A 22204-nucleotide genomic window follows, 5' to 3' on the forward strand; every position below is an offset into this window, starting at 1 on the left:
AAAAAAACTGCAAATACGACTTTGGTGAGACTTTATAAATGCGTAAAAAATTAATGACAAATCACATTGCGCTTTAACCAAGCTGGTTTATGCTAAAGATCATGACCACATATATTGATGCCTCAACAGGCCTAATTAATAGCCATTTTATTGAAGGCAGCCAAAATGAAGGAGTCCTACTTTATTGGCACAACGTAAATGGCGAGCACATTCAAGTGCGCGAGCATGGTAATTTGCGGTGGCTGCTAATTAATAATACGTTGCAATCCATTATCGATGTCAAAAACCCTGAAGCTCTGTTGTTTCCTCACTTACAATATTTGGCTAAACAATGGCAAACACTTTCACCCCCTAATAACGTGCTTGAACTTGGGCTAGGTGGTGGGGCTATTCGCAACTATTTACTTAACCAATACCCCCAAGTAAATATAACGTCAGTTGAAAAAAACGCAGAAATATTGGCGTGTTATTCACAGTTTTTTGCAATCAAAAGTGATGAGAATTTACTTTGCGCTGACGCGCAGCTGGTATTAAATACTGCCCGAAATATTGATTGGATTATTTTAGATTTGTTTAGCCACATAGATGCACCCCGTTTTTTATTTGAACGCGCATTTTATGAAAAAATCTACTCAGCGCTGAACAACAACGGGACACTCTTTATTAATTTTTTATCGCAACACAGCTCACAGTTAAAGCAACTTCAGCAACAATTACGCCATGTATTTGGCTGTGATATTCACTCTCAAAAAATTAAGGGGTACGTTAACCATATTGTTGTGATTCACAAGCAAACACCTTAAACAGATAAGTTAAACGTAACCGGCCCATCGTTACATAAGCTCACTTGCATATCGGCACCGAACTCCCCAGTTGCTACTTTAATTCCTAACGCTTTGGCTTGGTCAACAAAATACTCATACAACTCATTAGCTTGGCTTGGGGTTGCCGCCGATGAAAAGCTCGGACGCATTCCTTTTTTGGTATCAGCCGCTAATGTAAATTGCGAAACCACTAGTAACTCTCCGCCTATATCTTTTAGGCTTAAGTTCATTTTGTTGTTTTCGTCGGTAAAAATTCGGTAATTACTGACTTTATGTAAAAGCTTATCGGCAGCGTGTTTATCGTCTGCTTTTTCAACACCTAACAAAAGTAAAATACCTTGCGCTACTTGCCCAATTACTTGGTTGTTAACTTCTACCTTTGCGTGTTTTACGCGCTGTATTAGCCCTTGCATTTAATGTATATCCTTTAATTCTGGTTCTTCTTCCAGTTCTATTTCTGGGGTATCCTCAATATCATTTGGGCTAATACATGCCGTAAATTCGGCGCCCAAAAGTACAACTACCCACGCTAAATACACCCACACAAATAAAATTGGAATTGTGGCTACTGCACCATAAATCACTTCATACGAAGGAAAGTGGCTAATATAAAGTGCAAACCCTTTTTTTGTTAGCTCAAATAAAAGCGCAGCAAATAATGCCCCTGGCACTGCGGCTTTAAACGATACGCGTGTATTAGGCACTAGGGTATAAAGCATGATGAACCCCATCATCGAAATTCCATAAGGGAGCAATTTTAATAAAAAACCACTAAACCCTGGAATACCTTGATCAGCAAACGAGACGAACGACACAATGTACGAAGTTACACCAATACTTGCCCCCAGTAACACGGGGCCTAAACTCAGTACCATCCAATACACTGCAAATGAAATCATCATCGGGCGCTTTTTCTTAATACGCCAAATACGATTAAGTGTTGCATCTACATTACGTATTAAAAGTAAGGCAACAGCGGCTAAAAAACCTATACCCACTGCAGTCATTTGATTGGCATTTCCTGCAAAGGAGCTAATATGCTCTCTGATCACATCCGTAGAAGTCGGTACAAAGTTAGTAAACAAAAAGCTTTCTATTTCCATGCGTGTCGATTCAAACCCCGGAAACGCTGAAAATATAGCAACACCCACCGCAATAAGTGGTATTAATGAAAGTAGCGTTACGTAAGCAAGGTAACCAGCATTAACTGTAATTTGATCATCTATACAACGGTTAATATATTGCATCCACCAGCCGGGTTGCTGGCGTATAAAGGACTTAACTTGCTGTTTGTAATGGGAGAGCTTATCATTCATACAATTGACTTGTGCTTATCGAGTTTTGATTATCATAACAATCAGCACCGGAATTTACAGCACTTACACGTAAATAGGGAATCAAATGAAAAAACAAACACTGTTAAGCGCATCAATACTTGCCCTAACGTTAGCATTATCTGGCTGTCAATCAGCTTACTATTCTGCAATGGAAAAAGTAGGCGTTCACAAACGTGACATTCTTATTGACCGCGTAGAAGAAACAAAAGAGTCGCAAGAAGAGTCTCAAGAAGAGTTTCAGTCAGCGCTTGAACGTTTAACTACACTTATTAATTTCGACGGCGGTGAGCTACAAGATGCTTACAACCAACTCAATGACGATTACGAATCAAGCCTTAAAGCCGCAGACGACGTTACTACCAATATTAATAAAGTAGAAGACGTTGCTGAAGCATTGTTTGATGAGTGGAGCGATGAGTTAGAACAATACAAAAGCGCTTCGTTAAAACGCGAAAGCAGTAAAAAACTTAACGCCACTAAGCGCCAGTTTGATCAGCTTCTTCGCTCTATGCGAAGTGCTGAAAGTAAAATGGAACCAGTTCTCTCATCACTAAAAGATAACGTTTTGTACTTAAAGCATAATTTAAATGCACAGGCCGTTGCTGCTATAAAAGGTGAATTTACTAACCTTAAACGCGATATTCAGATACTGATGAACGACATGAACAAGTCAATTGCCGATTCAAACAAATTTATTGAGCAAATGAACAAAGCCTAATAATACTACTTAATATAGCTCCCCTAAAAGCCTGTTACTCTAACAGGCTTTTTTATAATTATTTTTTGTTACGATTAACACATTGTTTAATAAATAGCGTTTGTTAAACTTTTACCTAATTGAAGCAATAAAAATAATAGAAATGAAATTACACACACTGTGCTTACTTATTTCCTCAAGTTTTTTAGCTGCCTGTAGCACAAACAACAATATCAATGTTATTGCAGGGCAAGACAGCGTAACGCCAATTCATGAATCAGGTGAGCGTAAAGATCGCTATCACAATCTCTATATGGGCGAAAAAACCTACCCAGTTACGTGTGAAACCGACTGCTACCCAAAGCACCCCAACGTAATATGCGAAACCACTGCTGAGAATTGCACATATAACGCTGAGCAATTAAACCCGCATCTAAGCCTTGGCTTTAATATACGTTGGTTAGGGCATGCTGGTTTTTTGATCCGAACACCTAGCGGCCAACATGTCGTATTTGACCCTGTAAAAGAGCAGTTTGATTCCCCGGTTGATTTAGCATTTAAGCTTGCCTCTGGCTTTTATCGAAAACCAGGTGACTGGCTAAGCAAAACTGAACTCGAAAACGTAGACGCCGTTATGTATTCACATATTCATTACGATCACTTTAATAAATCTGATATAGAAGAAATAGGCAGCAAACCACGTTACTTAGCACCATTAGGCATGGCAGATAACTTTCCAAATGCAGGGCTTAATATTAGCGAAATGGCGTGGTATGCAAAAACTAAAATTGATGATTTAACTATTCATGCACTACCTGCGCATCATTTCAGCAGTCGAATATTAGTGCCCTTTATTTATGAAGATAACGATAAAGACTTATGGAATGGCTGGTTACTTGAGCAAAATGGCAAAACCTTATTTTTTGCAGGCGACACAGGCTACTCAAAGCATTTTAAAGATATTCAACACAACTATGGCGGCATAGACATATGTTTAATGCCCATAGCATCGTACTACAGCGAAGATAACCCTAAATGGTATCGTTATGTTCATACTACACCAGAAGATGCTCTTACAGCCGCACAAGAGCTTAACTGCAAGGTAATGATACCTTGGGGATATGGTAACTCATCATGGAAAATGGGCGATCGGACGAGTCATTCAGCCTTACTGCGTTTATTACACATGCATAAAACAATGAAATCATCAGTGCCGCTTTATATTTTAAACGAAGGTGGGACTATTAAACTTTAATCAGTCACTAACATAATTAGTAATAAACTCCTTGCTGAACTATCTTTAATTAACTAAGCAGGAGGGAATAATATGTTTCTTGTACGACTCATTTACGCAAGCAAAATTACAGACGGCTTTGGGCCTAAAGATATAGAAAATATTTTACAAAGTGCTCGTACCTATAATGTAAAAACACATGTTACCGGCATGCTTTGCTTTAGTAACAAGTACTTTTTACAGTGCCTTGATGGCTCCAGAACTGCAGTAAATAATACCTATCAACAAATATTAAATGACAAGCGTCACCACAATGTAATTATGCTTAACTATACCCAAATTCCAGAAAGAGAATTTGAAAAGTGGTCTATGGGTTATGTTCCACAATCTAGGGTAACCGAATCACTGAATCTGAAATTTTCAGGCTCTGTTGATTTTAATCCATTTAAAATGTCTGGCGAAAGTGCCCACTTATTAATGCTCGCGTTAAAAGACAGCATTACTGGTGCTATTAGTTAAAATACACATATATATTTGTTTTTAATAGTCACTTAGGCCAAGCTAAGTCATCTTCAATTAGTAAGGCTATTAATGAAAAAAATACTCTTAGCAACAAGCTTATTAATCAGCACCCAAATAATGGCGGCAGACGTAAAATACACATCAACCCCTATTAATATTGACGGCGTATCTGAAAGCGCATGGGATAAGGCTGCTTGGCACGATATGCCACATTTAATGGATGGTACACTGCCTTCAAACGATGCCGATTTTAAAGGCCGCTATCGCTTATTGTGGGATGAAAAATTCTTATACCTACAAGCCGATATTGTAGATGATGTTTTAATAGATACACACCCAGACCCAACCTATAAATATTGGGATGACGATGCCCTTGAAATATTTATAGATAGCGATGCATCGGGCGGGATTCACCAATTTAACCACACCGCTTTAGCGTACCACATTGGCCTTGATAACCAAGCTGCCGATTACGGCCCTGATAAAAAAGCGCACTTGTATACCGACCACTTAGTTAGCAACTGGAAACGCAATACCACTGCACCCTATAACATTACTTGGGAAGTTGCGATAAAACTCTACCCGAATGATTATCAACAAGACGCAAAAAATACACCACTTAAATTAACAGAAAAACAAGTTATTGGTTTTATGCTCGCCTATTGCGATAACGATGGCAGTGAAACACGCGAGCACTTTATGGGTTCACACGAAGTACAGCCTGTGAAGGGTGACAGAAACCGTGGATTTATAGACGCAGATGTATTTGGCAAAATCACTTTGCTACCGAAAAGTCAGTAATCACTAATGAAATAATTGATAACAAAGGTTGGGTTGAGCTAAGCGAAACCCAACAAAAATACCCTATTAGCAAAAACAGAGACTTTTCAATATAGATTATTTAATTCTCAAGCACGTTTTTGCTTATAAAGAGCGCTGCGCCCTAATATAAAGCTAATTTTAACCATCTTTTTGCTCGTGTTTAAAAATTTTAAGAAGCAAATCAATTCTGCGATTTGTTTTTTTGGTCTGCTCCCTAATCATTCCCTGCACCACAGCTGAAGCAAGGAAAATAAGACATATAATTTGAAATAATTCAGTTTCAATATCATAGAAGCCATTAGCAATTGATAACAAAACAAACGGTAAAAAAATTGATATGAGATCTTTCAAGCCCCAATCATTTTTTCCTAACGTTTCAAATTCATCTTTATATTTTTGCAGTTCAGCAATATGTTCTATCTCTAGTTTTGCCTTAATTTCATTTTCGGTATTCACACTAGCTCACTCGCACATAGTAAATATAGCTTTGATAATAACTTAATACCTTTTTTAGGTCCAACATAAAAAAACTGTTCAACAGTATCGAACCAACTGCGATGCTCTAACCTGAGGGCTTAAAGCTCTTCCCTGGCTAACTATTATCCACAAAAAAGCCGCTGTATTTTGCAATACAGCGGCTTTTAAAATCATTATTCTAAATTAATAGATTATGACTTAGGAGCACGACCCGCACGTTTACGCTCATTTTCAGTTAAATGACGTTTACGAATACGAATGTTCTCAGGTGTAACTTCTACTAGCTCATCATCAGCAATAAACTCAAGCGCTTGCTCAAGTGAATAGTTAAGTGCTGGTGTCAATGTTTGTGCTTCATCTGTACCAGATGCACGAACGTTAGTAAGTTGCTTACCTTTAAGTGCGTTAACAGTAAGGTCGTTATCACGGCTATGAATACCGATAACCATACCTTCATAAACTTCAACACCGTGACCGATGAATAAACGGCCGCGCTCTTGTAAGTTAAATAATGCGTTAGTAAGTGCTTTACCTGTTGCGTTAGCAATCATTACGCCGTTCTTACGAACACCTAGCTCGCCACCTTTGTGCGGACCGTAGTGATCGAACGTATGGTAAAGTAAGCCAGAACCTGACGTTAATGTCATGAACTCAGTTTGGAAACCAATTAAGCCACGGCTTGGGATCATAAAGTCCATACGCATACGACCTTTACCATCTGGTGCCATGTCAGTTAACTCACCTTTACGAAGACCAATTTGCTCCATGATAGAACCTTGGTGCTCTTCTTCACAGTCAATCGTTAGTGTTTCATACGGTTCTTCTAACACACCATCAACAGTACGTAAGATTACTTCTGGACGAGAAACAGCTAGCTCGTAACCTTCACGACGCATGTTCTCAATTAAGATACCTAGGTGTAATTCACCACGACCCGATACGCGGAAGCTATCTGGGTTATCTGTATCTGCAACACGAAGTGCTACGTTGTGTACTAATTCTTTGTCTAAACGCTCACGAATATTACGTGATGTTACAAACTTACCTTCTTTACCACAGAACGGAGAGTTATTTACAGAGAACGTCATTGTTACTGTTGGCTCATCAACACTTAGTGGTGGTAATGCTTCAACGTTGTTAGGACAACAAAGCGTATCTGAAATCTTAAGCTCGCCTAAACCTGTTACAGTAACGATGTTACCTGCATAAGCTTTATCAGTATCGATACGCTCAAGGCCTAAGTAGCTTTGTACTGAACCAATTTTACCGTTACGAGTCGTGCCGTCAGCGCTGATAACCGTCACTTGTTGGTTAGTCGCAACAGAACCGCGCTTAATACGGCCAATACCAATTACACCTTTGTACGAGTTGTAATCAAGCTGAGAGATTTGCATTTGGAAGTCACCTTCAGGATCTGCATCCGGTGGTGATACTTCATCAACGATCATCTTGAACATAGGTTCCATGTTGTCTGATGGCTCGTCTAAATCTAATGTTGCCCAACCGTTGATAGCTGATGCGTAGATTACTTTAAAGTCTAACTGTTCGTCAGTTGCGCCAAGGTTATCGAATAAATCAAAGATTTGATCCATAACCCAATCAGGGCGTGCACCTGGCTTATCAATTTTATTGATAACGACGATTGGCTTTAAGCCTTGCGCGAATGCCTTTTGCGTTACGAAACGCGTTTGTGGCATTGGACCTTCTTGAGCATCAACAAGTAATAATACTGAGTCAGCCATCGAAAGTACGCGTTCAACTTCACCACCGAAATCGGCGTGTCCCGGGGTATCTACGATATTGATGTGGTAATCATTCCAAGAGATAGCTGTGTTTTTAGCTAAAATGGTAATACCACGTTCTTTCTCAATGTCGTTTGAGTCCATCACGCGCTCTTCGTTACCGCCGCGTGTTTCTAATGTACCTGATTGCTCAAGTAGTTTGTCAACCAGAGTTGTTTTACCGTGGTCAACGTGCGCGATAATCGCTATATTTCTTAACTGTTCGATGCTCATATATTTACTCAGAGAAATTAAATTCTCAATGATCCTGCAAGATCTACGCACTCATCTGCGTTTTCACGAGATGTCCAAGCATAGGATTTAAAAGGGCGCATATTATCCCTCATTAATGACATGGATGAAAGTTTATCCAATACAATTTTCAAAACTTTCTCAATACTTTTACTAAGTATCTGTTTTATATATGACAATTATATGAAATAAATTGTCATTATTTTTTCAAAAATGCAGTTTACACTATTTATACGATATTTTTGGCACTCTTTTACATTTAGGTTATGCTGATTTCGAGCGATTAAATTAACAACAAAATAGAGCGTGCACAGCTTGCACCAAAGTGGAACTTAACCGCACCATGTTGGTGCCATTTTATGCCCCACATTGTAGCAACTAAGTTTTTTTAACCTATAAACATAGAGTTATAAAAATGGCACAAAATCAGCTTAATAAATCCCAAAGCAATTATGCAGCAATAATAAAACCCAATAGTTGGAGGACACATGTCACAATCGGTTTTAGATTTTATTAAAGAAAATGACGTTAAGTTCATTGATTTACGCTTTACTGATACAAAAGGTAAAGAGCAACATGTATCTATTCCTCATCACCAAGTTGATGAAGATTTTTTCGAAGACGGTAAAATGTTTGACGGTTCTTCAATTGCTGGCTGGAAAGGCATTAACGAATCAGACATGGTATTAATGCCTGTTGCTGAATCAGTAAAACTTGACCCATTCACTGAAGAAACGACATTAATTGTACGTTGTGACGTTGTAGAGCCTTCTACACTTCAAGGTTACGAGCGTGACCCACGCTCTGTTGCAAAACGTGCTGAAGAGTACATGAAATCTACAGGTATCGCAGATACTGTGTTATTTGGGCCAGAGCCAGAGTTTTTCCTTTTCGACGATGTTAAATACAAATCAGATATGTCTGGTTCAATGTACAAAGTTGATGCTGTTGAAGCGGCATGGAACTCAGATAAAGATTACGAAGGCGGTAACACTGGTCACCGTCCAGGTGTTAAAGGCGGTTACTTCCCTTGTTCACCTGTTGATTCTTCACAAGATTGGCGTTCAGCCACTTGTTTAGTGCTTGAAGAACTAGGTCAAGTGGTAGAGGCACATCACCACGAAGTAGCAACAGCTGGCCAAAACGAAATCGCAACGCGTTTTAACAGCATGGTTTTAAAAGCGGATGAAATCCAAGAGATGAAATATGTTATTCATAACATGGCTCATTTATACGGAAAAACAGCTACATTTATGCCTAAGCCAATTGTTGGTGATAACGGCTCTGGTATGCACTGTCACCAGTCTTTAGCTAAAGACGGTGTAAACTTGTTTGCAGGCGATAAGTACGGCGGCCTATCTGAAGAGGCGCTTTACTACATTGGCGGCATTATCAAGCATGCTAAAGCTATTAACGCATTTGCTAACGCATCAACTAACTCGTACAAACGTTTAGTACCGGGCTTTGAAGCGCCAGTAATGCTTGCATACTCTGCACGTAACCGTTCTGCTTCAATTCGTATCCCAGTGGTACCATCTGCGAAAGGTCGTCGTATTGAAGTACGTTTCCCAGATCCAACAGCTAACCCATACCTTGCTTTCTCAGCAATGCTTATGGCTGGCCTTGATGGTATCAAAAACAAGATCCACCCTGGCGATGCAATGGATAAAGATTTATATGACTTACCAGCAGAAGAAGCAGCAGAAATTCCACAAGTTGCATCTTCACTTGGTGAAGCACTCGATGCACTAAGTGCTGACCGTGAGTTCTTAACTCAAGGTGGTGTATTCACTGATGACCTAATTGATGCTTACATTGCACTTAAGGGTCAAGAAGTTGAAAAGCTTAACATGACAACTCACCCAGTTGAGTTTGAAATGTACTACAGCTGTTAATTTAACACTGTAAAAGAATGTGTGTTCTCAAGCCCGCTAAGCGGGCTTTTTTAATGGTAAATTAAATCAAACTCCACTAAAGTTAAGCCATCATAAAAATTGCAGGGTAGCAGTGTGAATAGTAAGATTTTATTGCTAATGATTACTTTAGGATTAAGTAATTATGGTTATGCGGGTGAAAAAAGAATTTACGCTTGGAAGGATCAAAATGGCGTTTTAGTGTTTTCAGATACACCGCGTAAAGGTGCTACAGAGGTCAAACTCTCTAGCCAAAGTTTAACTATACCCGCTAAAGATATAGCGACTCTCAGCAGCCAATCCCATACTAAAAAAACAGGGTTTGGTATTGCCATTACGTCACCTGAGCACAATCAAACCATTCATGAAAATACCGGAACAATATACGTCACCAGCCGGGTAATCCCGAGCTTTAAAACAGGGTATACCATTCAATTGCTTGTTAATGGAGAAGCAAACGGCCCTGCAATAAACAACTCCGTATTTGCAATTGCTGATGTTGAAGCCGGTGAACACATGCTTCAACTGAGGCTGTTTAACGAGAAAAACCAAATTATCGCTGTGAGCGAGCCTCGTATATTTAATATGCGCAGAAAAGGCAAAACCCATGGCAATTAAAGCGAAACTTAATACTTAGGCGCAGCAGCTCATTTTAGATAAAACCTGACCTGCAAACACCTGCGCACTAAAATGGTGCATACATGATTAATAACGAAAATTTTAGCCCTGAATTACTTGATGCCATATGGCAAAATCAAACAACGTCGGTCATGCTTCTCGATAAAAACTTTACGGTTGTTTATGCAAATACCAGTACCAGTGAGTTACTTGGGCTGGCTACTAAACGCTTATTGAAACAGCCCTTTGATACCCTTTTTAATTACCATTCAATTGACTTAAAACGAATAGCGCAGTTTTCATTAATTGATGGTGTTGATTGCCAACAACACAGAGCTGACGTGGTGTTTAGCGATTCTCGCCATGCCAAAGTAAGCGTTAATTCAAGACGAATTAACTTTAAAGGGATTGCTTATATTTTATTAGAGTGTCGCCAAACAGACGACGAAATAAAACACGATCAGGCCTCAAATCAAATGCACCAATACCAAGCTGCACGCAATTTAATAAGAGGCTTAGCACACGAAATTAAAAATCCTTTGGGTGGAATCCGCGGAGCGGCGCAGTTATTGCAATATGAGGTTGATCAGCAAGAAAGAAATCAATGCGCTGAGCTCATTATAGAGCAAGCAGACAGATTACGTGAATTAGTAGATAGACTTTTAGGGCCTAATCAGCTTCCGCAAAAATCTTACGTTAATATACACCAAGCGTTAGAGTCGGTTGTGAAGTTAAGCACACTCGATAATTGTACAAATATCGAATTGAAAAAAGACTACGACCCTAGTATCCCTGATGTGTTTATTGATCAGAGCAAAATACAACAAGTTGTTTTGAATATTGTTCGTAATGCTCAGCAGGCGCTTATTGATGGTGGTGAGATAAAAATAAAAACACGAATAAATCATCAGCATCGCCGCCCGGGTAAGGCTCCTAAAAAAGCCTTGTTGATCCAAATATCTGATAACGGCCCAGGCATTGATCACAGCATACGTGAAACATTGTTCTACCCTATGATCACCAATAAAGAAGGTGGCTCTGGACTTGGACTCTCGATTGCGCAAACGCTTATTGATCAACACGATGGCTACATTGAATGTGATAGCTGGCCTGGACATACTGAATTTAATATCTATCTGCCCTTTGCAGATTAATGTTTGGAGTTTGCATGAAAACAGTTTGGCTTGTAGATGATGACGCATCAATTCGTTTTGTACTTGAAAAAGCACTAGAACGTTCTGGTTTTAATGTGGAAAGTTTTGCTAATGCGCAAGATGTACTTAATGCATTAAAATTTAGCCAGCCAGCTGTTTTGGTGTCGGACGTAAAAATGCCCGGTATGGACGGCATGGCGCTGCTTGAACTCATCGCAGAACAAAACCCTGGCTTACCAGTGATCATAATGACTGCACACTCAGACCTAGATTCAGCAGTGAATGCCTTTCAAAAAGGGGCATTTGAGTACTTAGCTAAACCATTTGATTTAAATGAAGCCGTTGCACTTGTTGAAAGCGCATTTAGAGCAAACTCCACAAAAAAAACCAAACGCAAACAAGCGCCACCTAAAAGTGCCCACATCATTGGTGAAGCACCGGCTATGCAAGAAGTATTTAGAGCGATAGGTAAACTGTCAGCATCAAGCATGAGTGTTTTGATTAATGGTGAGTCGGGTACAGGTAAAGAGCTCGTTGCAAGTGCACTGCACAACCATAGTCCCCGTAAAGAAAACCAGTTTATTGCCCTTAATATGGCCGCTATTCCAAAAGAATTAGTTGAGTCTGAACTGTTTGGCCATGAAAAAGGAGCATTTACTGGTGCCGATAGCGTACGAAAAGGTCGCTTTGAGCAAGCCAATGGCGGCACTTTATTTTTAGATGAAATTGGTGATATGCCGCTTGATGTGCAAACCCGTCTTTTACGCGTACTTGCCGATGGTGAATTTTACCGTGTAGGTGGGCATCAAAGTATCAAAGTCGATGTACGTATCATTGCAGCGACACATCAAAACTTAGAAGATCTCGTTAAACAAGGTAAGTTTAGAGACGATTTATTTCATCGATTAAATGTAGTTCGCCTTCGTTTACCTGCTTTACGTGAACGCACCGAAGATATTGAACGCTTAGCGCAACACTTTTTACATAAAAGCGCTAAAGATCTGCAAGTAGAAAGTAAAGTGTTGAGCCCTAAAGCCACTGAGCAACTTCGTTTATTTAACTGGCCAGGCAATGTTCGCCAGCTTGAAAACACCTGTCGTTGGTTAACGGTTATGGCACCAGGCGAGCTTGTTACAGAGCAAGATTTGCCCCCTGAAATTATTGAAGTAACACCAATACAAGTAGAAGGTGATTGGCTGGATGCTTTTCAGCAATGGCTTAATAATGAACTAAAACAAGGCAAAGAAAATATTTGGCCTGATATACAAGCACAATTAGAAACACGCTTGATTAAAACTGCACTCGCTAATTGTTCTGGCCACAAACAAGATGCGGCCATAAAAATAGGCTGGGGTCGCAATACATTGACCCGTAAATTAAAAGAGCGCAATATTAGTTAACAATGTGCATTAAATTTTGATATCGAATGAAATTAATCGAACATATTCCTTTGTTCAAACAAATGGAAATAATTAACAGGCTGCATTTTTTTAAAGAGTTTACGCTTAACGAGCGTCAAATTTTATTAGAATCATATGGCCTGTTATATTTAGTTGGCCAACATCAATTTTTGTTTAAGCAGTTTGATAACGATAAACGATTGTATATTGTACTTAGCGGCGCACTTTTAGTATTTAAGCATAATCACTTACTTGAACTGGGCACAATAGAGCCTGGCGAATTTATAGGTGAAGGCGCATTTATAAATAACCGAGAGCGCAGTACAAGTGCCCGCGCCAAAACCGACACCATTGTCCTTGCCATCACTCCCGAAGCACTCACTCAATTACCCAATGTCATTCGAGAAAAAATTAAAGACCGTATTATTGAAGGCATGAGCGAGCGAATAACCAAGCTCAGTGACTATATAGAAAACCACGGTTAGTTCAATCCATATAAACAACCTGTAATGAGCAATCAAGCCAGCTTGGGTTATTGACATGGGCTGTAAATGTGTAAGTATCGGATGGCTTGGCGCCAAAGGGCGTATTTACAAGCGGCTGTGAGTGGCTATATGTTTGCGAATAATTTTTGTAATAAATGACAACGTAACCGTATAAAAACTCCCAACCTAACCTCACAATAGCGCCACTGGGTAAGGTAAAATCAGCATGCTTTTTGGTAAAGGAAACGATTAAATCATTGTACTTATCTTCGCTGCATTGGGTTGTCCTTAGCCGAGACGGCATAGTAAAAGCGCCTTCTCCATCAGTACTTTTTAAATAAAAGCCTATATTGCCATCGCCATAAAAATGATTTGATCGTGTGGTGTAGTTAATTTCGGGTTGATAACCTAGCTCTTGCATAATAATAGCTAACTGCTCAGTCTCTTTTTGATAAATCTTATCGCTTGATAAAAGCAATGTAGCCTCACCAAAATCAGATGGGATTTCTAGTTCTACATATTCATAAGGAAGGTTCTGTGCTTTTAGCGCAGCATCGAGCTGGTTGCGCTGTTCAACTTGCAAATTTTCACTAAAAACATAAACGGTGGGTTGCTGGCATGCGGCTAACATACATGCCAGTACACAAATTAAAAATCCTTTTTTCATAGTCACCTCAATTGATTACAAATGTAGTCTATTAGAGGTAATGACTTATAGCAACCTAATTTATTTGGTTATTCAACCAAGCATCTACACTTTTGCGCGTATATAACACCTCTTTAAATAAGCGGTGACGTTCAAATTCCAAAACGCTTTTTTTGTTAGTATTGCCACTTAGTAACTGGCTGTGTGTATCGTTAAATTTTGAAATAACCGAAAACCCTCGCTCAGGTTTTTGGTCGTGTTTTTTTATTGATTTACTAAGGTGTTCCCTAACATCATCGGCAGTTAACATGTCTGAATGATTTAAGCCCATTAGCTCTTTTCTCATTGCTAATCTTACGCCCATTTTTTACTCCATGATTCTATGTATTCTAAATTCGACACAGCTATAGCAATTAGTAAGCCACCTACAAAAGTGACTCGCCGCAGCTTAACTAATAAATACTTCAGTTTTTTTAAGGGAGTCATTTTTTTTAAAATAATTAATACGTAAATTTGAGTGATTTGGTTTGGTGCATAATTGGCTGTATGCCTTTATACTACAGCCTATGCAAGCCTCCACCGAGAGTAAAAATGAACGAAGAATACATAGAAATAGAACTAGAAGAAGAGCCTATAGAGCTCTGTAAATTATTAAAAGTACTCAATTTAGTTGAAGGTGGCGGCCAAGCTAAAAACCTAATCACCGAAGGCTATGTGGGTGTTAACCATGAAATTTGTACAATAAAACGGAAAAAATTATACAGTGGTGATGTGCTTGAATTTGATGGCGAACTTTTTCAACTCTCTCTGAGTGAAGATGCAACCCCAGTACAAAAACCGATTGAACAAGCACCTGTTGAACCCAAGCAAAATACTTCAGCTGCGGAAAACCAACCAGCAAAAAGTAAGCGTAAACGTACTAAAAAGCCAAAGGTCGATGAAAAAACAGGACGACGCCCTATTTCATTTGGGTAAGCCCATAATCTGCACTACAAAAAAGGTCAACTTGTATAGTTGGCTTTTTTACTCTTTAATAACCTTGTTAATAATAATAAAAACAAGGTCACAACATGTCATCTCACACACCTAAAAAATGGTTTAAACCTGTAGCTTGGGCTGCTCTTATATGGAATTTATTGGGCGTTATAGCATTCATTATGCACATAATGACAAGCCCAGATATGATCAGTAAACTACCATTAGATCAACAAGCTGCATATTCAAACACCCCAATATGGGCCACCATTGCCTTTGCTGTTGCCGTTTTTGGCGGTGCCTTAGGCTGCGTATTTTTACTTGCTAAAAAATCGCTTGCAACACCTACTTTTGCTTTATCGCTCGGCGCGATAGTAATTCAGCAATACTACAACTTTTTTGTAATTGATAGCATTGCTCTACTCGGAGTAAGCTCGATTATCATGCCATCATTGGTAGTTGTCATTGCCTTAGCGCTTATTTATTTAAGTATAAAAGGCAAACAACAAGGCTGGCTAAACTAGCTTGATGGGGCCAGCTGAACAACGTTTTTTAGTTGTCATAGATGGTTTATTAAAATCATAATTTAAAACCTTACTCCCGACTCTAGCTGTTCATAAATGCAGCTATTTAAGGTTCATTTATCATGGTATGCACTTTGCAATAACCTAATTACAGAGGTTACTTTTTAAAAAATTTAATTAGTTAAGAAGGGGCAAAATAATGAAAAATAGTTTCGATACCCAACATGAGCTCACAATTAATGGTGAGCAATATAATATACATTCTCTAAAAGGACTTGGCGACAAAGCAAAACGACTCCCCTTCTCCTTAAAAGTCTTACTCGAAAATTTACTGCGCAACGAAGACGGCGAAAACATTAAAGAGCAAGATATTAATGCGCTACTAAATTGGGATCCAAAGGCAAAACCATCATCTGAAGTTGCATTTACCCCTGCACGGGTAGTAATGCAAGACTTTACTGGCGTACCTGCCATTGTTGATTTAGCTGCAATGCGAGATGCAATGGAAAAATTAGGTGGGGATCCTGCAAAAATTAATCCGCTTTCGCCTGCTGAGTTAGTGATAGACCATTCAGTTCAAGTAGACGGCTATGGTAATGACGGTGCCTTCGATTTAAACGCCAAACTTGAATACGACCGCAATAAAGAACGCTACGAATTTTTACGCTGGGGCCAAACGGCATTTGATAACTTAAAAGTGGTGCCTCCCGCAACCGGAATTGTTCACCAAGTTAATTTAGAATACCTAGCCCGTGTTATTTTCAATGAAGATAGCAATGGTAAAAAGTTTGCCTACCCCGACACACTGGTTGGTACTGACTCACACACCACCATGATTAATGGCTTAGGTGTACTTGGTTGGGGTGTAGGTGGCATTGAGGCTGAAGCTGCTATGCTTGGCCAGCCTATTAGCTTGCTCATTCCACAAGTAGTTGGTATGAAGCTTAGTGGCCGATTACCTGAAGGCACAACAGCAACCGATTTAGTGCTTACAGTAACTGAAATTTTGCGTAACCACGGTGTGGTCGGCAAGTTTGTGGAATTTTATGGCGATGGCCTTGCAGATCTCCCCCTTGCTGATAGAGCAACCATTGCAAACATGGCACCCGAATATGGCGCTACATGTGGTATTTTTCCAATTGATGATGAAACCATTAATTATTTACGCCTCACCAACCGCGATGAAGACCAACTAAAACTTATTGAAGATTACGCAAAACACCAGGGCCTGTGGCGTAACGATGGCGACGAAGCTCGCTATACCGACACACTAGAACTAAAGCTCGATGATGTTGTACCAAGCCTTGCGGGCCCTAAACGTCCACAAGACAGAATAGCGCTCAACAAAGCCGGCGAGGAAATTTCTCAACATTTAAAAGGCTTTCAAGAAGAGCGTATCGCACATCGCGATAAAAGTGATGATGAGCAATCGCGTATCGAAAGCGAAGGCCCCACAACCAACCCTGATGAACCTGTAAACGAAGCACAATTTATGGGGGCGGCAAAAGTTAATTACAAAGGCCAAGAGTTTGAACTTAACGACGGTGCCTGCGTTATTGCAGCTATTACAAGCTGTACTAATACCTCTAATCCAAGTGTTATTTTAGCCGCGGGCCTTGTGGCTAAAAAAGCAAAACAACTCGGTATTAATGTTAAACCTTGGGTTAAAACCTCACTTGCACCAGGCTCTAAAGTGGTCACTGACTACTTAGACAAAGCAGGTTTGATGGACGACTTAGAAAGCTTAGGTTTTAATTTAGTGGGTTACGGTTGCACCACCTGTATTGGTAACTCTGGACCGCTAGCTGATGAAATCTCACAAGCTATTCAAAAACACAAGCTGGTAGTCAGCTCTATCTTATCAGGTAATCGTAATTTTGAAGGGCGTATACACCAAGATGTTAAAATGAACTTTTTAGCGTCACCTCCTTTAGTTGTTGCTTACGCAATTGCAGGTAGAACAGACATAGATGTTTATAACGAGCCTCTTGCACAAGATGAAAACGGTAACGATATTTACCTTAAAAACATTTGGCCAAGCGTAAAAGAGGTTAGCGATTTAGTAAAAGAGACGGTTACCAAAGAAATGTTTGCCAAAAGCTACGCCAATGTTTATGAAGGCGACAGCCGTTGGCAACAAATTCAAATACCTGATGGTAAATTATATGATTGGAACGACGCATCTACCTATATTAAAAAAGCACCATTTTTTGATGGCATGACCGTAGAGCCACCTGGCATTCCTACTATTGAAGGAGCGCGCTGCTTAGCTAAGCTAGGAGACTCGGTTACAACCGATCATATTTCGCCTGCTGGCGCAATTAAAGCCGAAGCACCTGCTGGGCTTTACCTGCAAGAACACAATGTAGAAAAAGCACAATTTAATTCTTACGGCTCTCGTAGGGGTAACCATGAAGTAATGATGCGTGGCACCTTTGCTAACGTGCGACTAAAAAACTTGTTAGCACCGGGCACAGAAGGCGGTGTAACACGCACGCAACCAGACAATAGCTTAGAAAGTATCTACGATGCAGCTATGGCATATCAAAAAAATGATACACCACTTATTATTTTGGCCGGAAAAGAATATGGAACAGGCTCGTCTCGCGATTGGGCTGCGAAAGGCTCATTACTGTTGGGTGTAAAAGCCGTTTTTGCACAAAGTTATGAACGTATTCACCGCTCTAACTTAATCGGGATGGGTGTACTGCCATTACAATTTAAAGAGGGTGAAAGTTATGAGTCACATGGTTTAACAGGACAAGAAGAGTTTGATATTCAAGGCCTGTACGATAAAACCGACGAAGTTACACTTGTGGCTACAAATGCCGAGGGCAAAAAAACAAGCGTAAAAGCCGATGTACGTATTGATACACCTAAAGAGTGGGATTACTACAAGCATGGCGGTATTTTACAGTATGTACTGCGTAATATGCTTAACTAAGCTGCGTAGTGAATGATTCAAAGGCCTTATGGTTAAAACCATGAGGCCTTTTTTATAACTGTCTTATTATTGCGCTGCATCAATATGCAAAACACATAGCTTAATACACTGGTACCATAACCAGTGGGGGCGTTATGTCGCATCTAACTATTATTAGAGTACTTAAAGCATCCATCGTGCTTGGCTTATGCCTTATAATTACGGGCCATGCACTTATCATATCTAATGGGTTTAATGAGCAATTTGGTATTAACGGCATTATTGCATCCGCAGCTTGCATTGCAGTGGGCATATTATTATCACTTCCCACCAAAATATATCTAACCATATTACTAATGGAAGTTGAAAAACGTTATACCCGCTCTCGTACTCATGAATAGCGCTTAAAGCACACTTAAATTATTAATTTCTTTATTACGTTTTTCTAATTTTTTTTCGATGTTTTCTGCGTCTTCAAACAGCTTTTTAATCGATTCAGGGTTTAATATTGAAGGAGCCTGTGTATTAGCTGACATCTCATTAGTGCTAGATTCTAAATTTAAAATAGAGGTATCTTCTGCACCAATCACGGTTATGTCTTCAGGGTTAAGGGTTAATTCTATACTTTTTCCATTCGGATTAGGGCTATCTGAATAATGCCATTGGCCTGTTTCATCTTGCCACTTATAAATTGTACTTGAAGATGTCACTGTTGATGTATTGCTTGAAATGCCACTGGTAATTTTATCCCCAGCCTGCTGGATGCCTTTTACAGCTTGATTTAGCGTATTGGTTGATAGCGCCACCATTTGTTCTTTAATTTGCTGGGTTTCTTTGCTAACTACTGAACCAGAAAGCCAAGTTTGGCCATCGGGCTTTTTTAAATAAAACAATGATATTACAGCAATAACCATGACTGATATTGCTAAATAGGTAAAGTATTTCATAGCGTTCCTGCTTTTGTTATTCCATTAAGTTGATAGTAGTAAATAAAGTGCAATCAAGCAATTTTTTATCAAAATCTAAGCAATAAAAAACGCAGCTTATGCTGCGTTATAGTGTGGTTAAACAACGTCTTAATCGTGTTAAATCCCATCGCCGTCCATATGAAGACCACATTCGCGATTTAAACCAAAAAAGCGTGTTTCTTCTTCGGTCATACCCGGCTCTAATTTACGCGTAGTGTGTACATCTCCCATTGACACATACCCTTGCTCCCATAACGGGTGGTAAGGCAAATCATGCTTGGTCAGGTATTGATAGACATCACGGTTTGACCATTCAATAATGGGGTATACCTTAACCGTCCCTCTGCTAATTTCTACAAACTGCTTATCTGCTCGTGTTGATGACTGGTCGCGACGCAAACCACTAAACCAGGTGCCCGCTTCAATTTCTTTTAACGCACGGGTCATTGGCTCAACTTTATTGAGCTGGTTATATTGCTTAATACCGTCTTCACCTTGCTCCCAAAGTTTTCCAAACTTAGCTTCTTGCCATGCTGGGCTCAGCTGCGCTTTGTACACTTTTAAATTAAGTGATAAACGCTCGCTCATTTGCTCAATAAACTGGTACGTTTCAGGAAACAAATAACCTGTGTCTGTTAATACTACAGGAATATCTGGACGCTGGGTCGTTACTAAATGCAGCATTACCGCAGCTTGAATCCCAAAGCTTGAGGATAAAAACGCAGTGTCGGGTAAATTTTCAAGTGCCCACGCAACGCGTTCCTCTGCGTTCATATCTGCTAGTAAACCATTAGCATCAGCCAACATAGCTGCTTGGCTTTGTTTATCTAGCTGTAATATATTTTTAAATTCACTCATGGAAAATTCCAAGCCTCACCAGCGCCAGGCGCTGGTATCTAATTATGCGTGAAAATCGGTTACTGATACTTTTACTTCAGCAACAATGCCTTTGCGAATTACAAAGTCACCAAAACATTCACCGTCGTTTCGCTCACTTGCCCACTGGCCTATTAACTTGTCAAACGCCTCTAGGTAAACATCTTCGCCTACGTTTTCTAGGTACAATTTAGGAATGCGTGTACCTTCAAGGTTGCCGCCTAAGTAAACGTTATATTTACCAGGGCCTTTACCTACTAAACCGGCCTCTGCAAGCATTGCGCGGCCACACCCATTAGGGCAGCCTACAACACGCATAATAATGCTGTCGTCTGGAATGCCGTGTTTAGCAAGTAGTGCTTCAGTTTTTTCAATTAAGCTTGGTAAGTAACGTTCAGCTTCAGCCATTGCTAGCGGGCATGTGGGTAATGCCACACAGGCCATTGAATTTTTACGTTGCTCTGTATCACCGTCGTCAATCAACCCATGATTGCGAGCAATTTCTTCAATCACTGCTTTTTGATCGGCAGGTACACCAGCAATTATTAAGTTTTGGTTTGCCGTCATACGCATATCACCTTGGTGAACTTCTGCAATTTTACGACAACCTGTTTTAAGTGGCTTACCTGGGTAGTCTAAAATACGGCCGCTTTGAATAAATAGCGTTAAGTGGTGCTTACCATCAATGCCTTCTACCCAGCCAATACGATCGCCTCGATGAGTAAACTCATACGGGCGGCTCGGTGCAAAGTTAACGCCTGCGCGTTTTTCTACTTCGGCTTTAAATACGTCTGACCCAACACGGTCTAGTGTGTATTTGGTTTTTGCATTTTTACGGTTTGAACGGTTACCCCAATCGCGCTGTACAGATACAACGTGCTCTGCAATTTTTAGCGTGTCTTCTAGGCTAATAAAGCCAAAGTCGTCAGCCTTACGTGGATACGTAGCCGTATCGCCGTGGGTCATCGCAAGGCCACCACCTACAAGTACGTTAAAGCCAACAAGCTTGCCGGCTTCTGCAATAGCGACAAAGTTTAAATCGTTAGCATGAACATCAACCTCGTTATTAGGCGGAATAGTGACGGTTGTTTTAAACTTACGTGGTAAATAATTAGACCCTAAAATAGGCTCTTCTGTTGTTTCTGCTTTTTCGCCGTTTAACCAAATTTCAGCATACGCTTTTGTTTTTGGTAACAAGTGCTCTGAAATTTTAGCAGCCCACTCATACGCTTCTTGATGTAGCTCAGACTCAACCGGGTTGGTAGTACACAACACATTACGGTTTACATCGCCCGCAGTTGCAATTGAATCAATACCCACACTGTTTAACATTTGGTGCATGCCTTTAATATTTGGCTTTAATACACCATGAAACTGAAACGTTTGACGCGTAGTTAAACGAATGCTGCCGTAGCTAGTTTTCTCATCAGCAAATTTATCGATTGCTAACCATTGCTCTGGCTTAATAATACCGCCAGGCATACGCGCACGTAGCATTACGTTATGCAATGGCTCAAGCTTTTGTTTAGCGCGCTCTGGACGAATATCGCGGTCGTCTTGCTGATACATGCCATGAAAACGAATTAACTGGAAGTTATCAGCAGTGAAACCACCGGTTATCTCATCTTTTAAGTCTTGCTCTATAGTGCCACGTAAAAAGTTACTTTCTCTTTTCAAACGCTCGTTATCAGAAAGCTTTACGTTTTTATCTTGTTCGCTCATTTTAAATCCTAAATTTGTTACAGTGACGGCTGTTAGCTGTTAATAAAATAAGAA

The 22204-nt window shown here is 39.9% G+C and carries 23 protein-coding genes; 14 read left to right on the forward strand and 9 right to left on the reverse strand.

Features of this window, described 5'->3' with window-relative positions; genetic code table 11:
• The first annotated feature begins 89 nt into the window (after positions 1-89).
• A complete protein-coding gene (locus tag CWB62_RS06000) occupies positions 90-803 on the forward strand; it encodes a spermidine synthase (protein ID WP_058405938.1) in 714 nt (237 codons plus the stop codon).
• On the opposite strand, the gene dtd is transcribed toward CWB62_RS06000, so the two are convergent.
• Together dtd and CWB62_RS06010 are read right to left on the reverse strand one after the other, a co-directional pair.
• Positions 800-1237 (reverse strand): D-aminoacyl-tRNA deacylase, encoded by a 438-nt coding sequence (dtd, locus tag CWB62_RS06005; RefSeq protein WP_058405937.1) that lies wholly within the window; start codon positions 1235-1237, stop codon positions 800-802. The genes CWB62_RS06000 and dtd overlap by 4 nt on opposite strands.
• On the reverse strand, positions 1238-2140 hold the full coding sequence (locus CWB62_RS06010; RefSeq protein ID WP_058405936.1) for a virulence factor BrkB family protein: 903 nt from the start codon (positions 2138-2140) through the stop codon (positions 1238-1240). It abuts the gene before it with no gap.
• Positions 2141-2225: 85 nt separating this feature from the next.
• On the opposite strand from CWB62_RS06010, the gene CWB62_RS06015 reads away from it, so the two are divergent.
• From CWB62_RS06015 to CWB62_RS06030, 4 genes are all read left to right on the forward strand, one after another.
• Complete coding sequence (locus CWB62_RS06015) at positions 2226-2879, forward strand: DUF2959 domain-containing protein (protein WP_006791329.1); 654 nt, start codon at positions 2226-2228, stop codon at positions 2877-2879.
• Positions 2880-3021: 142 nt separating this feature from the next.
• The gene (locus CWB62_RS06020; protein WP_058405993.1) at positions 3022-4113 is read left to right on the forward strand and encodes an MBL fold metallo-hydrolase; all 1092 of its coding nucleotides are present in this window, start codon (positions 3022-3024) and stop codon (positions 4111-4113) included.
• Between the two features lie 72 nt (positions 4114-4185).
• Entirely contained in the window at positions 4186-4611 is a 426-nt protein-coding gene (locus tag CWB62_RS06025; protein WP_058405935.1) for a BLUF domain-containing protein, read from the forward strand.
• 72 nt (positions 4612-4683) lie between these two features.
• Positions 4684-5415: a CBM9 family sugar-binding protein gene (locus tag CWB62_RS06030; RefSeq protein ID WP_058405934.1), complete on the forward strand. Its 732-nt coding sequence runs from the start codon at positions 4684-4686 to the stop codon at positions 5413-5415.
• Between the two features lie 159 nt (positions 5416-5574).
• Here CWB62_RS06030 and CWB62_RS06035 read toward each other — a convergent pair whose 3' ends face one another.
• Together CWB62_RS06035 and typA are read right to left on the reverse strand one after the other, a co-directional pair.
• The gene (locus CWB62_RS06035) at positions 5575-5892 is read right to left on the reverse strand and encodes a hypothetical protein (protein ID WP_058405933.1); all 318 of its coding nucleotides are present in this window, start codon (positions 5890-5892) and stop codon (positions 5575-5577) included.
• A gap of 212 nt (positions 5893-6104) precedes the next feature.
• On the reverse strand, positions 6105-7928 hold the full coding sequence (typA, locus tag CWB62_RS06040) for a translational GTPase TypA (protein WP_058405932.1): 1824 nt from the start codon (positions 7926-7928) through the stop codon (positions 6105-6107).
• Between the two features lie 506 nt (positions 7929-8434).
• Between typA and glnA the strand changes: the two genes are divergently transcribed.
• The 5 genes from glnA to CWB62_RS06065 all read left to right on the forward strand — a co-directional run bounded on the left by glnA (position 8435) and on the right by CWB62_RS06065 (position 13516).
• The gene (gene glnA, locus CWB62_RS06045) at positions 8435-9841 is read left to right on the forward strand and encodes a glutamate--ammonia ligase (protein ID WP_058405931.1); all 1407 of its coding nucleotides are present in this window, start codon (positions 8435-8437) and stop codon (positions 9839-9841) included.
• A gap of 114 nt (positions 9842-9955) precedes the next feature.
• Positions 9956-10477 carry a DUF4124 domain-containing protein gene (locus CWB62_RS06050; protein WP_283235009.1) on the forward strand — a complete coding sequence of 174 codons (522 nt, stop codon included), beginning with the start codon at positions 9956-9958 and terminating at the stop codon, positions 10475-10477.
• Between the two features lie 83 nt (positions 10478-10560).
• On the forward strand, positions 10561-11631 hold the full coding sequence (gene glnL, locus CWB62_RS06055; protein WP_058405929.1) for a nitrogen regulation protein NR(II): 1071 nt from the start codon (positions 10561-10563) through the stop codon (positions 11629-11631).
• Between the two features lie 14 nt (positions 11632-11645).
• Positions 11646-13031, forward strand: a complete 1386-nt coding sequence (ntrC, locus tag CWB62_RS06060; protein WP_058405928.1) for a nitrogen regulation protein NR(I) — start codon at positions 11646-11648, stop codon at positions 13029-13031.
• 26 nt (positions 13032-13057) lie between these two features.
• A complete protein-coding gene (locus CWB62_RS06065) occupies positions 13058-13516 on the forward strand; it encodes a cyclic nucleotide-binding domain-containing protein (RefSeq protein ID WP_006791339.1) in 459 nt (152 codons plus the stop codon).
• Position 13517: 1 nt separating this feature from the next.
• Here CWB62_RS06065 and CWB62_RS06070 read toward each other — a convergent pair whose 3' ends face one another.
• Positions 13518-14183, reverse strand: coding sequence for a hypothetical protein (locus tag CWB62_RS06070; RefSeq protein ID WP_138527353.1), 666 nt, complete (start codon positions 14181-14183; stop codon positions 13518-13520).
• Between the two features lie 55 nt (positions 14184-14238).
• The gene (locus CWB62_RS06075) at positions 14239-14526 is read right to left on the reverse strand and encodes a hypothetical protein (RefSeq protein WP_058405925.1); all 288 of its coding nucleotides are present in this window, start codon (positions 14524-14526) and stop codon (positions 14239-14241) included.
• Positions 14527-14753: 227 nt separating this feature from the next.
• On the opposite strand from CWB62_RS06075, the gene CWB62_RS06080 reads away from it, so the two are divergent.
• The 4 genes from CWB62_RS06080 (at position 14754) to CWB62_RS06095 (ending at position 18985) form a co-directional block, all read left to right on the forward strand.
• Positions 14754-15137: an RNA-binding S4 domain-containing protein gene (locus CWB62_RS06080; protein ID WP_058405924.1), complete on the forward strand. Its 384-nt coding sequence runs from the start codon at positions 14754-14756 to the stop codon at positions 15135-15137.
• 95 nt (positions 15138-15232) lie between these two features.
• Positions 15233-15661 carry a hypothetical protein gene (locus CWB62_RS06085; RefSeq protein WP_138527354.1) on the forward strand — a complete coding sequence of 143 codons (429 nt, stop codon included), beginning with the start codon at positions 15233-15235 and terminating at the stop codon, positions 15659-15661.
• A 199-nt stretch (positions 15662-15860) separates the two neighbouring features.
• A complete protein-coding gene (gene acnA, locus CWB62_RS06090; protein WP_138527355.1) occupies positions 15861-18605 on the forward strand; it encodes an aconitate hydratase AcnA in 2745 nt (914 codons plus the stop codon).
• 134 nt (positions 18606-18739) lie between these two features.
• The gene (locus CWB62_RS06095; protein WP_138527356.1) at positions 18740-18985 is read left to right on the forward strand and encodes a hypothetical protein; all 246 of its coding nucleotides are present in this window, start codon (positions 18740-18742) and stop codon (positions 18983-18985) included.
• Between the two features lie 3 nt (positions 18986-18988).
• Here CWB62_RS06095 and CWB62_RS06100 read toward each other — a convergent pair whose 3' ends face one another.
• From CWB62_RS06100 to cysI, 3 genes are all read right to left on the reverse strand, one after another.
• Positions 18989-19531, reverse strand: coding sequence for a DUF4124 domain-containing protein (locus tag CWB62_RS06100; protein WP_138527357.1), 543 nt, complete (start codon positions 19529-19531; stop codon positions 18989-18991).
• Positions 19532-19669: 138 nt separating this feature from the next.
• Positions 19670-20410, reverse strand: a complete 741-nt coding sequence (locus CWB62_RS06105; protein ID WP_058405919.1) for a phosphoadenylyl-sulfate reductase — start codon at positions 20408-20410, stop codon at positions 19670-19672.
• A gap of 42 nt (positions 20411-20452) precedes the next feature.
• On the reverse strand, positions 20453-22150 hold the full coding sequence (gene cysI / locus CWB62_RS06110; protein WP_138527358.1) for an assimilatory sulfite reductase (NADPH) hemoprotein subunit: 1698 nt from the start codon (positions 22148-22150) through the stop codon (positions 20453-20455).
• Positions 22151-22204 lie beyond the last annotated feature (54 nt).

The organism is Pseudoalteromonas sp. S408, assembly GCF_005886645.1.
Lineage (GTDB): Bacteria > Pseudomonadota > Gammaproteobacteria > Enterobacterales > Alteromonadaceae > Pseudoalteromonas.

Excerpts from the sequence above, each read along its gene's own strand:
- CWB62_RS06015 (WP_006791329.1), top strand. The coding sequence starts at position 2,226 with ATGAAAAAACAAACACTGTTAAGCGCATCAATACTTGCCCTAACGTTA.
- CWB62_RS06080 (WP_058405924.1), top strand. The coding sequence starts at position 14,754 with ATGAACGAAGAATACATAGAAATAGAACTAGAAGAAGAGCCTATAGAG.
- CWB62_RS06020 (WP_058405993.1), top strand. The coding sequence starts at position 3,022 with ATGAAATTACACACACTGTGCTTACTTATTTCCTCAAGTTTTTTAGCT.
- glnA (WP_058405931.1), top strand. The coding sequence starts at position 8,435 with ATGTCACAATCGGTTTTAGATTTTATTAAAGAAAATGACGTTAAGTTC.
- CWB62_RS06070 (WP_138527353.1), bottom strand. The coding sequence starts at position 14,183 with ATGAAAAAAGGATTTTTAATTTGTGTACTGGCATGTATGTTAGCCGCA.
- CWB62_RS06010 (WP_058405936.1), bottom strand. The coding sequence starts at position 2,140 with ATGAATGATAAGCTCTCCCATTACAAACAGCAAGTTAAGTCCTTTATA.
- CWB62_RS06095 (WP_138527356.1), top strand. The coding sequence starts at position 18,740 with ATGTCGCATCTAACTATTATTAGAGTACTTAAAGCATCCATCGTGCTT.
- CWB62_RS06085 (WP_138527354.1), top strand. The coding sequence starts at position 15,233 with ATGTCATCTCACACACCTAAAAAATGGTTTAAACCTGTAGCTTGGGCT.
- CWB62_RS06100 (WP_138527357.1), bottom strand. The coding sequence starts at position 19,531 with ATGAAATACTTTACCTATTTAGCAATATCAGTCATGGTTATTGCTGTA.
- dtd (WP_058405937.1), bottom strand. The coding sequence starts at position 1,237 with ATGCAAGGGCTAATACAGCGCGTAAAACACGCAAAGGTAGAAGTTAAC.
- cysI (WP_138527358.1), bottom strand. The coding sequence starts at position 22,150 with ATGAGCGAACAAGATAAAAACGTAAAGCTTTCTGATAACGAGCGTTTG.
- CWB62_RS06065 (WP_006791339.1), top strand. The coding sequence starts at position 13,058 with ATGAAATTAATCGAACATATTCCTTTGTTCAAACAAATGGAAATAATT.
- CWB62_RS06075 (WP_058405925.1), bottom strand. The coding sequence starts at position 14,526 with ATGGGCGTAAGATTAGCAATGAGAAAAGAGCTAATGGGCTTAAATCAT.
- ntrC (WP_058405928.1), top strand. The coding sequence starts at position 11,646 with ATGAAAACAGTTTGGCTTGTAGATGATGACGCATCAATTCGTTTTGTA.
- CWB62_RS06000 (WP_058405938.1), top strand. The coding sequence starts at position 90 with ATGCTAAAGATCATGACCACATATATTGATGCCTCAACAGGCCTAATT.
- CWB62_RS06030 (WP_058405934.1), top strand. The coding sequence starts at position 4,684 with ATGAAAAAAATACTCTTAGCAACAAGCTTATTAATCAGCACCCAAATA.
- CWB62_RS06025 (WP_058405935.1), top strand. The coding sequence starts at position 4,186 with ATGTTTCTTGTACGACTCATTTACGCAAGCAAAATTACAGACGGCTTT.
- glnL (WP_058405929.1), top strand. The coding sequence starts at position 10,561 with ATGATTAATAACGAAAATTTTAGCCCTGAATTACTTGATGCCATATGG.
- typA (WP_058405932.1), bottom strand. The coding sequence starts at position 7,928 with ATGAGCATCGAACAGTTAAGAAATATAGCGATTATCGCGCACGTTGAC.
- CWB62_RS06105 (WP_058405919.1), bottom strand. The coding sequence starts at position 20,410 with ATGAGTGAATTTAAAAATATATTACAGCTAGATAAACAAAGCCAAGCA.
- acnA (WP_138527355.1), top strand. The coding sequence starts at position 15,861 with ATGAAAAATAGTTTCGATACCCAACATGAGCTCACAATTAATGGTGAG.